Annotated in this window: 10 protein-coding genes and 1 pseudogene; 2 read left to right on the top strand and 9 right to left on the bottom strand. The window is 67.8% G+C overall.

Annotation, left to right across the window (positions count from 1 at the left end; translation table 11 throughout):
• Positions 1-62: 62 nt before the first annotated feature.
• The 7 genes from AC1DES_RS01385 to AC1DES_RS01355 form a co-directional block, all read right to left on the bottom strand.
• Positions 63-1,265, bottom strand: a complete 1,203-nt coding sequence (locus AC1DES_RS01385) for an ABC transporter substrate-binding protein (RefSeq protein ID WP_476893897.1) — start codon at positions 1,263-1,265, stop codon at positions 63-65.
• 695 nt (positions 1,266-1,960) lie between these two features.
• Positions 1,961-3,127 carry an RtcB family protein gene (locus AC1DES_RS01380; RefSeq protein ID WP_476893896.1) on the bottom strand — a complete coding sequence of 389 codons (1,167 nt, stop codon included), beginning with the start codon at positions 3,125-3,127 and terminating at the stop codon, positions 1,961-1,963.
• A gap of 192 nt (positions 3,128-3,319) precedes the next feature.
• Positions 3,320-4,747 (bottom strand): sulfate adenylyltransferase subunit 1, encoded by a 1,428-nt coding sequence (locus tag AC1DES_RS01375; protein ID WP_476893895.1) that lies wholly within the window; start codon positions 4,745-4,747, stop codon positions 3,320-3,322.
• A complete protein-coding gene (gene cysD / locus AC1DES_RS01370; RefSeq protein ID WP_476893894.1) occupies positions 4,747-5,865 on the bottom strand; it encodes a sulfate adenylyltransferase subunit CysD in 1,119 nt (372 codons plus the stop codon). Before cysD ends, AC1DES_RS01375 begins: the two co-directional genes overlap by 1 nt.
• Positions 5,862-6,572 (bottom strand): phosphoadenylyl-sulfate reductase, encoded by a 711-nt coding sequence (locus AC1DES_RS01365; RefSeq protein WP_476893893.1) that lies wholly within the window; start codon positions 6,570-6,572, stop codon positions 5,862-5,864. The genes cysD and AC1DES_RS01365 overlap by 4 nt, the downstream gene beginning before the upstream one ends.
• On the bottom strand, positions 6,569-8,317 hold the full coding sequence (locus AC1DES_RS01360; protein WP_476893892.1) for a nitrite/sulfite reductase: 1,749 nt from the start codon (positions 8,315-8,317) through the stop codon (positions 6,569-6,571). The genes AC1DES_RS01365 and AC1DES_RS01360 overlap by 4 nt, the downstream gene beginning before the upstream one ends.
• A 131-nt stretch (positions 8,318-8,448) precedes the next feature.
• Positions 8,449-9,195 (bottom strand): sirohydrochlorin chelatase, encoded by a 747-nt coding sequence (locus tag AC1DES_RS01355; protein ID WP_476893891.1) that lies wholly within the window; start codon positions 9,193-9,195, stop codon positions 8,449-8,451.
• A gap of 61 nt (positions 9,196-9,256) precedes the next feature.
• On the opposite strand from AC1DES_RS01355, the gene AC1DES_RS01350 reads away from it, so the two are divergent.
• Positions 9,257-9,922, top strand: a complete 666-nt coding sequence (locus AC1DES_RS01350; protein WP_476893890.1) for a trimeric intracellular cation channel family protein — start codon at positions 9,257-9,259, stop codon at positions 9,920-9,922.
• A 20-nt stretch (positions 9,923-9,942) separates the two neighbouring features.
• Positions 9,943-10,371: a hypothetical protein gene (locus tag AC1DES_RS01345; protein WP_476893889.1), complete on the top strand. Its 429-nt coding sequence runs from the start codon at positions 9,943-9,945 to the stop codon at positions 10,369-10,371.
• A 530-nt stretch (positions 10,372-10,901) separates the two neighbouring features.
• Here the strand turns inward: AC1DES_RS01345 and AC1DES_RS01340 are convergent.
• The gene (locus AC1DES_RS01340; protein ID WP_476894211.1) at positions 10,902-11,399 is read right to left on the bottom strand and encodes an endonuclease domain-containing protein; all 498 of its coding nucleotides are present in this window, start codon (positions 11,397-11,399) and stop codon (positions 10,902-10,904) included.
• A 204-nt stretch (positions 11,400-11,603) separates the two neighbouring features.
• Positions 11,604-11,738 (bottom strand): annotated as a pseudogene (locus AC1DES_RS01335) (type IV toxin-antitoxin system AbiEi family antitoxin domain-containing protein); the annotation flags it as partial.
• Between the last annotated feature and the right edge of the window lie 603 nt (positions 11,739-12,341).

The following is a 12,341-nucleotide window of genomic DNA, read 5'->3' as shown; positions in this document are numbered from 1 at the left end:
GGTCCTTAGCTTGGTGGGTCAGGGGTGGGTGGAACGGATGACGGGTGGGACCGGGCGCAGGACTAGTCCTTGCCCAGCCCGCCCGCGGAGGCCCTGGTGCCGGCGGCATTCGTTGCCAGGACGCTGTTCAGTGCCGTGAGGTCGCAAATGCCGTTGATGTCGGCCTGCTTGGTGGTGCCGGCGTCCACCCCGTCCTGGAGCAGCTTCTTATACGTTCCGGCAAGCGGATCGACGGTGAAGACAATGTTTTTCAGGGACCGGTCGATGACGTCGGCCGGCAGCGCGGACCCGGCGGATGCCTTGAGCGCGGCGTTGAGGACGCTGGCCTTCTCCGCTGCGGGCGCGGAGTTGAGCCAGTCCACGGATTCGACGTGGCCCTTCAGCAGTGCCAATACCGTGGCCGGGTGGTCGGCCGCGAACTTCTTGTTGACGATCAGGACGGTGGTGGTGAATTCGCCCTTGTCCCACAGGTCCTTTTCATCGACGAGGACCTTCGCTCCGGCCTGGAGCACCAGGCGGGAGGCCCAGGGCTCCGGCAGCCACGCGCCGTCGAGCTTTCCGTCCTGGAACAACTTCAGGGTCTGGGCGTTCTCACTGGGGTTGATGGCGACGTCGCCGCTGCCGTCAGTGTTCGTCTTGAAGCCCTGCTTGCCGAGCCAGGCGCGGAGGGCCACGTCCTGCGTGCCGCCGAGCTGCGGCGTCGCGAGCGTCTTGCCCTTCAGATCCGCGGCCGAGGTGATCCCTGGCCTGACCACCAACTGCGCTCCGCCGGAAGCGGCACCGGCGATGATGCTGATGGATTCGCCCTTGCTCTTGACGTAGGAGTTGATGGCCGGGTTGGGCCCGATGTAGGTGGCGTCGATGGCGCCGGCATTGAGGGCTTCGATCGCGGCGGGGCCGGCGTTGAAGACCTGGGTGCTGAGCTTGGTCGCGCCCAGGCTCTTGGCGAACAGGCCCTTACTGACCCCCACGAGGGCCGGGGCGTGCGTGATGTTGCCGAAGTACCCGAGCTTGAGCTCGGCGGCCGGACCGCTGTCCGTGGCGGCTGCCGCCGAAGCAGTTTCCGGGCTGCGGGACAGCGAGGATGCTACAGCGGCGCCCGCTCCGATCAGGAGCACAAGCCCTGCGGCCAGGCCGATCTCCAGCGTGCGCTTGCGCTTGGGTTTGGCGGTCTTGCCAGCGACGATCCGGGTGATGCCGGGCTGGGTGCCGTGCTGGCTGCCAGGCTGCGAGCCGGGCACGGGGTTTTCGGGGGTGCGTGACATGGGTGAAGTCCTGTTCTGGGGTGTGTGCGGAATTGCCGGGCTGGATGGTCAGCGCCGGCGACATCGCCCCTGCGAGTCCCTGCGGGGGAGGTCGGGGAACCAGTCCTTTGTCGTCATTCATTCACCTTAGGGAGCGTCATGAACGCGGTTCAACGGTCCGGAAACCGGGGGTCACGCGGGTTCATGGAACGTCACATAGGGCGCCAGAAGACGGCAGCCTGTTTCCCACCGTCACGGTCCCGCGGCCAAGGCGCACAGTGCCGCGGAGGAGAGGAGCTTCGGGCGCCGCTGTTGTGCGAACCGCTTCCGATAGCGCTGGTGAGAGCCGAGTTGGTAATTCCCCATATGGCCGACGCTAAGTACGGGACCTTCAGAAAATCTTGGGCCCAGCCCCCGATGGTCCCCTCGTCCTGGTTCGCATTGCGGTGCAATCTGCGGGCACCGTCCGTCCATGGGCCAGTTGCTCCGCAGAACGGCCGGGGAGGTGGCTCCCGTTGAATACCGCTGCTTCGCTGGAGCGGATGATGTTGTTCGGCCCCCGGAACTCGTCGCGGGGGCCGTTGGTGAGCCGATCCGTCGTTGTCCTTGGTTCACCATCGGGACTGCCGTGTTCACGGTTCAACGGCCCGGAAACCCGGGGGCACACGGGTTCATGCAGCGTCATATGCGGGGCCGCGATAGGGCTCATCACCGGATCAGTTGCCTTTAACGTTGACGAGTTGCCGGTGCTTGTGCCGTATTTTGACGAGGTCCGCGGAGTCGCGCATCACCTGGTCGATGGGTTTGTAGGCCGCCGGGATCTCGTCGATGAAGGCCTCGCTGGGACGGAATTCGATGCCCCGCATGGCGGTCTTCAGCTGGGCCAGGGAAAAGGCCTTCTTCGCGGCGTTCCGTGAGTATTCCCGCCCGGCGCCGTGCGGCGAGGAGTTCAGGGACACTCGGTTCCCCAGCCCGACAACGACGTACGACGCGGTGCCCATGGAACCGGGAATCAGCCCGGGGTCCCCCGCTTCGGCCCGGATGGCCCCCTTGCGCGAGACCCAGACGGACTTGCCGTAATGCCATTCCTTCGCGGTGAAGTTGTGGTGGCAGTTGATCCGTTCGGCCTCGCGGACGGAGCCGCCGATCCAGAGTTCAAACTGCCGGACCACCCGGTCCATCATCTCCTCGCGGTTCAGGAGGGCGAAGTGCTGGGCCCAGCGGAGCTCCCGGATGTAACGGTCGAATTCCGGGGTGCCCTCTTTGAGGTAGGCCAGGTCCGGGTGCGGCAGGGCGATGTGCTGGCTCGTCGTCATGCTCCGGGCCTCGCCGATGTGCCGCTGCGCGAGCTTGTTGCCGACGCCGCGGGAACCCGAATGCAGGAACAGCCAGACGGCGTCGGTTTCATCCGCGCACACCTCGATGAAGTGGCTGCCCGAGCCCAGCGATCCCAGTTGGAGCGCCCAGTTCGCGGCGTACCGGGCGGGGTCGAAGTGCGCGCCGGCTGCCATGCGCCGCAGTTCGGCAATCCGGGGTGCGGCGGTGGGGCTGATTCTGCGGTTGACGTGGCCGGCGGACAGCGGGATGGCGTGCTCGATGCCCTCCCGCAGCGGTTTCCGGTCCTTGGGCAACTCTTTGAGTGCATACTGCGTGCGGACGGCGATCATGCCGCAGCCGATGTCAACGCCCACGGCCGAGGGGATGACGGCGCCAAGGGTGGGGATGACGGATCCGACGGTGGCGCCCAGACCCAGGTGGGCGTCCGGCATCAGCGCCAGATGCGGATAGATGATGGGCAGCGTTGCCGTGGCCAGGGCCTGGTCGCGGGTCGCGTCATCCAGGATCGATGCCCAGCTGATGAGCCGGCTGTTCATGACTTCCACCGGTCTGCCCTCCCATGACGATGATCGCGGTCCGGCGGCAGGGTGGCAAGGACACCGCCGGACGCCGGGTTCGCGGGAAACGCACGAGGTCGCCGTATGTTTCCGGCGACCTCGTGCATTTCCGGCGACCTCGCGGCGTCCGGGCGACCTCGCGGCGTCCGGCGACCTCGCGGCGTCCGGGCGACCTCGGCGTTAGATCGAGTAGCGCTCGTCCTCGTGGTCGCCGGGGTGGTCGTTGACCAGGCCTGCGGCGAGCGTGTTGCCGTCCAGCGGGTCGATCACCAGGAACGCGCCCGTGCGCCGGTGGTGCAGGTAGTTCTCCAGCGGCAGCGGGGCCGCGAGCCGGAGCTGGGCGTGGCCGATGTCGTTGAGTTCCAGCATGGTGGTGGGCTCCAGGCCGAAGCTCGCGAGGTCCACTTTGCCGGTGACGTTCCGGACGAGGGCCTGGACGGTCCGGGTGCCGTGCTTGACCAGCACCTTGGCGCCCTCGCGCAGCGGCTTCGGGGACAGCCAGCACAGGGCCGCGTACAGATCGGCCGAGGCCTCCCGGATCGTCCCGGCGGCCGCAATCGTGTCACCGCGGGCGACGTCGAACTCGTCGGCCAGGCGCAGGGCCACGGACTGCGGCGCGACGGCCTCGTCGAGTTCGCGGCCGGCAAAGTCGATGCCGGTCACGGTGGTGGTGCGCGGGGCCTGGCCCGGGGTCAGGACGCTGACCTGGTCCCCCAGCTTCACCGAGCCTTCGGTGATCTGGCCGGCGTAGGCCCGGTAATCCCGGTACGCCTCCGCGTCCAGTCCGCCGGCGACGGCGTCGGGAGCCAGGGCGCCCTGCGGCCGGACGACCAGCTGCACGGGGAACCGGAAGCTCTCCAGGTGGCTCTCGAGCTCGTCGGCGGCCGGCAAGGTCTCGAGGACTTCCAGCAGCGCCGGACCCTCGTACCAGGACGTGCGGTCCGAGCGGTCCACGACGTTGTCGCCGTCAAGCGCGGACACGGGGATGACGAAAAGATCGGCGATGCCGCCGGTATGTGGTTCTTCACGCCCGAGGCCGAGCTCGCGCCCCACCTGCTGGACGTCCGCCTCGATTTCGCGGAATACGTCCTCGCTGAAGTCCACGAGGTCGATCTTGTTCACGGCGACGATTACGTGCGCCACGCGCAGCAGCTGCAGCACGGACAGGTGCCGGCGGGTCTGCTCCAGGACACCCTTGCGGGCGTCGATGAGCACGACGACGGCATCCGCGGTGGACGCGCCGGTCACCGTGTTCTTGGTGTACTGCACGTGCCCGGGGCAGTCCGCGAGGATGAAGCTGCGGCGGTCCGTGGCGAAGTAGCGGTAGGCGACATCGATGGTGATGCCCTGTTCCCGTTCCGCGCGGAGACCGTCAGTCAGCAGGGCGAGGTCGATCCCGCCGGCCGAACCGCCGAAGCCGCGGTCCGCTGAGGTGCGGGCGACGGCGTCGAGCTGGTCGGCGAGGATCGCCTTCGAGTCGTGCAGCAGCCGGCCCACCAGGGTGGACTTGCCGTCATCGACGGAACCGGCGGTGGCGAAGCGGAACAAGGTGGTGGGCAGCGCCGCGGAAGCCAGGTCCGGGGCGCTGAGGAAAGTGTCAGTGCTCATTAGAAATAGCCGTCCTTCTTGCGGTCTTCCATGGCGGCCTCGGAGATCCGGTCATCGGCCCGGGTGGCGCCACGTTCGGTGATGGTGGAGGCGGCAACCTCAATGACGACCTCGCGCACCGTGGCGGCGCCCGATGCGACGGCGCCGGTGCAGGACATGTCGCCGACGGTCCGGTAGCGGACGGTCTTGGTGATGACGTCCTCGTGGTCGAGCGGTTGGGAAACCTCGCCCACGGCGCGCCACATGCCGTCGCGGGCAAAGACCTCGCGCTCGTGCGCGTAGTAGAGGCCCGGCAGGTCGATGTTTTCGCGCTCGATGTAGCGCCACACATCCAGTTCGGTCCAGTTGCTGATCGGGAAGGCCCGGACGTGCTGGCCCACGGTGTGCCGGCCGTTGTACAGGTTCCACAGCTCGGGGCGCTGGTTGCGCGGGTCCCACTGGCCAAACTCGTCGCGCAGGCTCAGGATCCGTTCCTTGGCCCGGGCCTTGTCCTCGTCGCGGCGGCCGCCGCCAAACACGGCGTCGAACTTGTTGCGCTGGATCGCGTCCAGCAGCGGGACGGTCTGCAGCGGGTTGCGCGTGCCGTCCGCGCGCTCGGCCAGCTCACCGGAATCGATGAAGTCCTGGACGGAGCCGACGACGAGCTTGAGACCCAGCCGTTCGACGGTCCGGTCGCGGAACTCGATGACTTCGGGGAAGTTGTGCCCGGTGTCCACGTGCAGCACCGGGAACGGCACTTTGCCGGGCCAGAAGGCCTTCGTGGCCAGGTGCAGCATGACCACAGAGTCCTTGCCGCCGGAGAACAGCAGCGCCGGCTTCTCAAACTCGGCGACAACCTCGCGGATGATGTGAATCGCTTCCGATTCCAGAGTGTCGAGGCTGGAGAGGCGGCCCGGGGCTGCGACGCCGATTGCCGCCCCCGCCCCTGCGCCGCGCGGCTGATCTTCGATCAGCCCAGCGCGCGGCTCCGACAGGCCCGATGCCACTCCCGGGGCGGCAATCGGCGTCCCAGCAGCCTCGTTGTCCAGCCCAGACAGCTCCAGGTCCTCGTTGGTGACGGGGGCGGCATCTGCTGTGGAGGCGGTGGTGACCATCGTCGTCGTGCTCAAGTTGCTCATACGTGAAGTCCGCATTCTGTCTTGTCGGTTCCTGCCCAGCGTCCGGCGCGGGGGTCATCGCCGGGCGCCACCTTGCGGGTGCAGGGCTGGCAGCCAATGGACGGGTAGCCCTGTGAAAGCAGCGGGTTGACGGGGAGGAAGCTGTCGTCGGAGTACTGCACCACCTGGTCGAAGCTCCACGCCGCCACCGGGTTGACCTTGACCAGGCCGTTGGCCTCGTCCCAGGTGACCAGCGGCGTGTTGGTGCGGGTGGGCGCCTCGTCGCGGCGCACGCCGGTGAACCAGAGCTCGTAGCCGGCGAGGGTTCGCCGCAGCGGCGCCACCTTGCGCAGGGCGCAGCACTGGGCCGGGTCTCGGGCGAACAGGTCCTTGCCCAGGAGCCGGTCCTGTTGCTCCACGGTGTTTTCCGGCAGGACGTCCACGACGTTGACGTGCAGGTTCGCTGCCACCGCGTCGCGCGTCGCGTAGGTTTCCGGGAAGTGGTAGCCGGTCTCGAGGAACAGGACGTCGACGCCGGGTAGCTGGTCCGCGACGAGCGCCGGCAGGACGGCGTCGGCCATGGAGCACGCGACGGCGAGCGCGGGCAGCTCGAAGTTCCGGGCCACCCAGGCGATGACGTCCCGGGCCGGGGCGTCCCAGCCGAGTTCGGCGGCGCCGGCCTCGGCGAGTGCCTTGAGCTCGGCATGGGTGCGGAGTGCAACGCTCACTGGAGATCACCCTCTTCCGCGGCGTGGGCCCACTCCGCGAAGGTCTGGCCCTCGGCGCGGTCGGCGACGAACTTCCGGACAACACGCTCCACGTAGTCGGGGAGGTCCTCGACGTAGACCTTGAGGCCGCGGACGGTACGGCCCAAACCTGCTTCCTCGCGGTCCGAGGAAGCCAGCCCGCCGCCGAGGTGGACCTGGAAGCCGGGGGTGGGGTCGCCGTCGGGCGTGGGCAGCATCATGCCCTTGAGCCCGATGTCCGCGGTCTGGATGCGGGCGCAGGAGTTGGGGCAGCCGTTGATGTGCAGGGACAGCGCGTGGGGCAGCTGGCCGCTGTCCGAGAGGTCGGCGAGGCGGCGTTCCAGCTCGGCGACGGCGGTGGCGGCCGTGACCTTGGTTTCGACGATGGCGAGTTTGCAGTACTCGATCCCGGTGCAGGCGATGGTGCCGCGGCGGAACACGGACGGCCGGGCGGAGAGGCCCAGTGCGTCCAGTTCGGCCACGAGCGGCTCCACCTCGTCCTTGGGCACGTCCAGGACCACAATCTTCTGGTGCGGAGTGGTGCGCAGCCGCAGTGAGCCGCGGGCTTCCAGGGTGTCGGCGAGCTTGACTAGCTGGCTGCCGGCGAGGCGGCCGGCCAGCGGGGTGGCGCCGATGAAGAACTTGCCGTCCTTCTGCTCGTGCACGCCGATGTGGTCTCCGGGGGTGGTGGGTTTGGGCGCGGCCGGACCGTCGGAGAGTTTGTAGCCGAGGTACTCGTCCTCGAGGATCTGCCGGAATTTCTCCGGTCCCCAGTCTGCGAGCAGGAACTTCAGGCGGGCCTTGGTGCGCATGCGCCGGTAGCCGTAGTCCCGGAAGATGCTTGTGACGCCGAGCCAGACCTCGGCGGCTTCCTCGGGCCTGACGAACGCGCCCAGGCGCTTGGCGAGCATCGGGTTCGTGGCGAGCGCGCCGCCCACCCAGAGGTCATAGCCGACGCCGAGTTCGGGGTGGACCATGCCCACCAGGCCGAAGTCGTTGATCTCGTGGACCACATCCTGGCTGGGGTGGCCGGTGATGGCGGTCTTGTACTTGCGGGGCAGGTTCGCCAGCTCGGGATCGCCGATGAAGCGCTCGGCCAGTTCCTGGATGAGCGGCGTGGGGTCGATGATCTCGTCCTTGGCGATACCGGCGACCGGGGAGCCCAGGATGACGCGGGGAACATCGCCGCAGGCTTCCGTGGTGGACAGGCCCACGGCCTCGAGCCGGCGCCAGATTTCCGGCACGTCCTCCACCCGGATCCAGTGCAGCTGGATGTTCTGGCGGTCCGTGAGGTCCGCGGAGTCACGGGCGAAGTCCACGGAGATCTGGCCGATGACGCGCAGCTGCCCGGTGGTGAGGGCGCCGCCGTCGATCCTGACGCGGAGCATGAAGTACTTGTCCTCAAGCTCGTGGGGCTCGAGCGTGGCGGTCTTGCCGCCGTCGATCCCGGGCTTGCGCTGCGTGTAGAGCCCCCACCAGCGGAAGCGGCCGTGCAGGTCCGTGCCGTCGATGGAATCGAAGCCGTGCTTGGAATACACGGACTCGATGCGCTCGCGGACGTTCAGGCCGTTGTCTTCCTGTTTCCAGGTTTCGTTGGCGTTCAGCGGCGCCGTGCCGTCCACTTTCCACTGCCCGTGGGGCTTCGCTGCGGGGCGGGACGTGGGGCGCGTGGTGCGGCCTCCGGCAGCCTGGTCCAGGGACGCTCCGGCTAGAGCTGTATCAGTCATGCATCGACTGTAGGGGCGGCCGGAAGGCCGTCACAAAGGGTCGGAAACAACAGGTCACCTAGGGCAACATTTCGTCACGAAGCCCCGGCGAGCCTTGAACCGGCGGGGTTGCTGTGCATGGTTTCGGCGCTTCAGGCCGGGGACCGGGGCGCGGCTGCGAGCGCCGCGTCGTAGCGTTCCAGGGCGATCTCGGCAAGCACCGGCGAGGGCAGGAGCGCGGCCGTGACGAGGTCCGCGCCGGCCTTGGCCAGCTGGTCGTGGAAGAAGCCGGGGGCGAGGAGGTAGGAGGCAATCACGACGCGTCCGCCCACGTCCACTCCCCCTGCCGACTTCCCCGCTCCGGCGCCGCCCGCCGCCTCCTCGCGGAGCATGGCCACGGCGTCGGGCACTGAGGGGGTGGCGGAAGCGCCGTACGCGGCGACGACGCGGTTGGAACGCAGGGCGCGGAGCTGGCCTGCGAGTTCCTCGACATTCTGCGCTGCCGCGGGGTCGGAGGACCCCGCAGCGGCGAGGACCACGGCGTCTTCGCCCTTGACGCCAGCTTCCCGGAGCCGGACGTCCAGCAGGGCCGCAAGCCGCGGGTCCGGCCCCAGCGGGGCGGCCGCGAACGTGTCCGGCCTACTCTTGACCGCCCGCGCGATATCCACCTTCACGTGGTAGCCCACACTGAGCAGCAGCGGCACCACGACGGCGGCCGCCCCCTCCGGAAGGCCCGCCACGACGGCCGGCAAGTCGGGGTCCTGCACGTCGACGTAGGCCTCGCGGACGTCGAGCCCGGGGCGCAGTGCGGCGATGCCGTCCCGGAGCGCGTTGACCTCCGCGGCTCCGAGCGGGCTGGAGGTGCCGTGGGCGCAGGCGATCAGGATGGGGCTATTCATAGCCGTTAGCGTAACCTTGGAGCCGCCCTATCCGCCCCCTTGCTATCGACCGGGACGCTCCATGACTTTTTCCTTCAGCCTTGTCCTGGTCTGGCTTGACCTCGCCGGCGTCTTCTTCTTCGCCGTCTCGGGTTCGCTGCTCGCGGCGCGCAAGCAGTTCGACATTATTGGCTCCGTCCTGCTGGCGTCGGTGGTCAGCCTCGGCGGGGGCGTCATCCGGGACATCATCCTCAACGCCGGGCCGCCCGCAGCGTTCACGAACCCGGCCTATCTGGCCCCGCCGCTGCTCGCCGCGGTGCTGGTGTACTTCCTGTTCTCCGGCCTCCAGCGCTACACCTCGCTGCTGGTCCTGTTCGACGCCGGCGGGCTCGCCCTGTTCTGCATCACCGGCACGTTGAAGGCCCTCGCCGCGGGGATGAACCCCCTCGCGGCGGTCCTGCTGGGGGTCACGACGGCGGTGGGCGGGGGCCTGCTGCGGGACATCACGGCCAATGAGGTACCCCGGCTGTTCGACCCCAAGGATCTTTATGCGCTGCCGGCGTTCGTGGGGGCGGCCCTGACGGCGGTCCTGTCCATTTCCGGCGCCTTCAATGCGGTGACGGCAAGCGCCGTTGCGGCCGTGGTTTTCGCGTTCCGGGTCACGGCCTGGCGGCGTCACTGGTACGTTCCCCTGGCGGTCCGCGGCTGGCACCGTCTCGGCCTGGACCCTGCGGAATCCGACAGCTGAGAATTGGCTAGGATAAGAGCATGACTGACATGTTCCTCGAGAAATTCCGCGCGCTTGTCCCGAAGTATCTCGAAGACGAATGGCAGGAAGAAGACGGCCTCCCGGCTGACGAGCTCGACTCGGCCCTCGCCGAGCACCAGTTCGAAATCCCGCTGGTGCTGCGCGAGTTCTACCAGGCCCTCGGCGGCTGCGAGGACCTCATGGAGGCCTACCACTACTTTTGGGACCCCGAAGAGCTCGAAGTCGACGACGAGGGCTTCCTGATGTTCCTCGAGGACGAGGAAGAGCAGTTCACCTGGGGCTTCCGTGTCGGGGACCTGGGGGTTCCGGATCCCATCGTGTGGCGCCGCAACAATGCCCGCGGCCAGTGGAAGAGCGAAGAGGGCACGTTCTCCGAGTTCGTGTTTGACATGTTTGAGTGGGCCTTCAACGACGAGGACGAGGACTAGCCGTTCCTCCCCCGGGCTTGGCGGGGGCTTCGCGGGGGCTCGGCGGGGGCTCGGCGGTCCGGGCGGTCCGGGGGCTTGGCGGTCCGGGGGCACTTTGACACGGACACGCCGACGCCTGGCCCGGGAATCCCCGGTTGATGCGCCAATGTAGCCCCGGACGGCGGCTTCCACCTACCGGTCGACAACCCGCAACGAGACAGGCCGTCAGTCTCAAATGTCCTCGCGGTACAGGGGCGGCATCACTTCTGAGGCCCTGGTGTGGCGCCGGCTAGTCTCGATCCTCTCCAGCGGGTTCGACCTGAAAGACGCCTACCCCGGGGTCTCCCCTCAATCTGAACTTCATTCGCAGCACACGTCCCTGATGACAACCTCCGACCGCCCGGGGGCACTTTGGCACGAACACACCGCCACTGAGCCCAGAAATCCCGAGTCAGGTGTCAAAGTATCCCCCGGACGGCGGCCGCGACCGTCGCTGCTGGAGTATCACGGGCCCAGACGGCCACCCCCAGACGGCCACCACGGCCGGCTCTTCACGGGTGGAAGCCACCCCGACGCCACAACTCCAGCACCGCGAGGACCTGCGCAAGCATCCTCTCGGGGTGGTGGACCACGAGGTCGTAGCCGAACCTGAGAACCAGGTAGCCGCCGACGATGCTCGCGTTGTTCCGCCCGCGGTCTTTCTTCACCTGCCCGGGCGCTAGATGCGATTCGCCGTCCGTTTCCACCACGAGGAAGTCCTCAACAAGAAAGTCCACCTCGCCCACCCCGGGGATCTCCACATGCCGTCGGACATACAGGCCGGCCCGGCAAAACGCGGTGTTTGCCAGAACTTCCAGCGGCGAATCGGCCCTGGGAATGACCAGGTCCAGCACCGCCCTTGCCCGGCCATTTCGGTTACCTCCGAGTTTGCTGCGCAGGAAAGCCAGGCTGATGTCTCCGCGTCCCACAGCACACTGCACCATGACTAGGGCTTCCAGCTCAGGAAGGCAGTGGAGTGCGTGGATCAGGACGTCTGCTAGTCCGGCCACAGGTAGCCACGGGTGTCGAGGATGCCGGCAACGGCCATGTGCCATGGAGTCGGGCGGCGCCGTCCGGTGGCCGACACACACATGCAGGCGTTGCGCCGGCACCAAAGTCCACAAACCGTAGTCCGGAGCCGCCGACAAGCAAGTCAGCAGCCCCTTCACTTCGCACGCGGCCCGGTATGCGCTGGGATCCTGCGGCAGTCCGTATTGACCGCGGCGAATTCGCACTATGGTCCCGTCTGCCACGGCTGTGGATATCCGGTGGCGGCTCAGTCCGGCCTTTCCAAGGTCAGCAGCGGTGGCGGTGCCTCCCCGTGCGGCAAGATAATTGGCAACGTTCATTCCGCCAATGTGCCCTGCCGAAGGCCCGTCGGGCCGACCGCGGCTGGGATATGTGGAAAACGACTGGCCGAACAAACCCTGACACGGCCAGGGCGGATGGACACTGGCAAAGCGCCCCGGGGCCGCCGGGCCCCGCACAGCTGTGTTGGACCGCGGCCGTGCCAGCCAACAAACTGCGCGGCCGAGGAGCACTCTGCCGCCGGTATGCTGCGGGATCAATTGGGGAAAGGCATGCCGCCAGACAACCCAGGCCCGGCCGAGGGGAACTTAGGCACGGAAACGCCCGCGGACCAGCCGGGCAAGGGCTCAGAGGCACTCAAAGTGCCCCGGGAAGGCGTAAGCCCCGGCCAGGAAACCCCTGTCAATCAATTTACAAAACCGCTAGACAGCATGACAAAACTGTCATAGTCTCTTTCTTAGGTTCATCAAATGCCTCCGGTGGACCTGATGCGAACGGAGAAATGGCCCCGGTTCCACACAACGGAAGACTCGAACGTTGTGAAGAACCGGGGCCATTCCGTTTAACGCGGGCACCAGACCTTAACGCGGGCACCAGACCGGCAGAACCCGCTCGTCGGCGGCAAAACGGCTGTGCCGTCGCGG

This window comes from Arthrobacter sp. 05T442, assembly GCF_056395945.1.
This window is presented reverse-complemented; position numbering and strand designations above follow the sequence as displayed.

Coding starts and splice junctions, on each gene's coding strand:
- AC1DES_RS01385 (WP_476893897.1), bottom strand. CDS start 1,265: ATGTCACGCACCCCCGAAAACCCCGTGCCCGGCTCGCAGCCTGGCAGC.
- AC1DES_RS01375 (WP_476893895.1), bottom strand. CDS start 4,747: ATGAGCACTGACACTTTCCTCAGCGCCCCGGACCTGGCTTCCGCGGCG.
- cysD (WP_476893894.1), bottom strand. CDS start 5,865: ATGAGCAACTTGAGCACGACGACGATGGTCACCACCGCCTCCACAGCA.
- AC1DES_RS01360 (WP_476893892.1), bottom strand. CDS start 8,317: ATGACTGATACAGCTCTAGCCGGAGCGTCCCTGGACCAGGCTGCCGGA.
- AC1DES_RS01355 (WP_476893891.1), bottom strand. CDS start 9,195: ATGAATAGCCCCATCCTGATCGCCTGCGCCCACGGCACCTCCAGCCCG.
- AC1DES_RS01350 (WP_476893890.1), top strand. CDS start 9,257: ATGACTTTTTCCTTCAGCCTTGTCCTGGTCTGGCTTGACCTCGCCGGC.
- AC1DES_RS01345 (WP_476893889.1), top strand. CDS start 9,943: ATGACTGACATGTTCCTCGAGAAATTCCGCGCGCTTGTCCCGAAGTAT.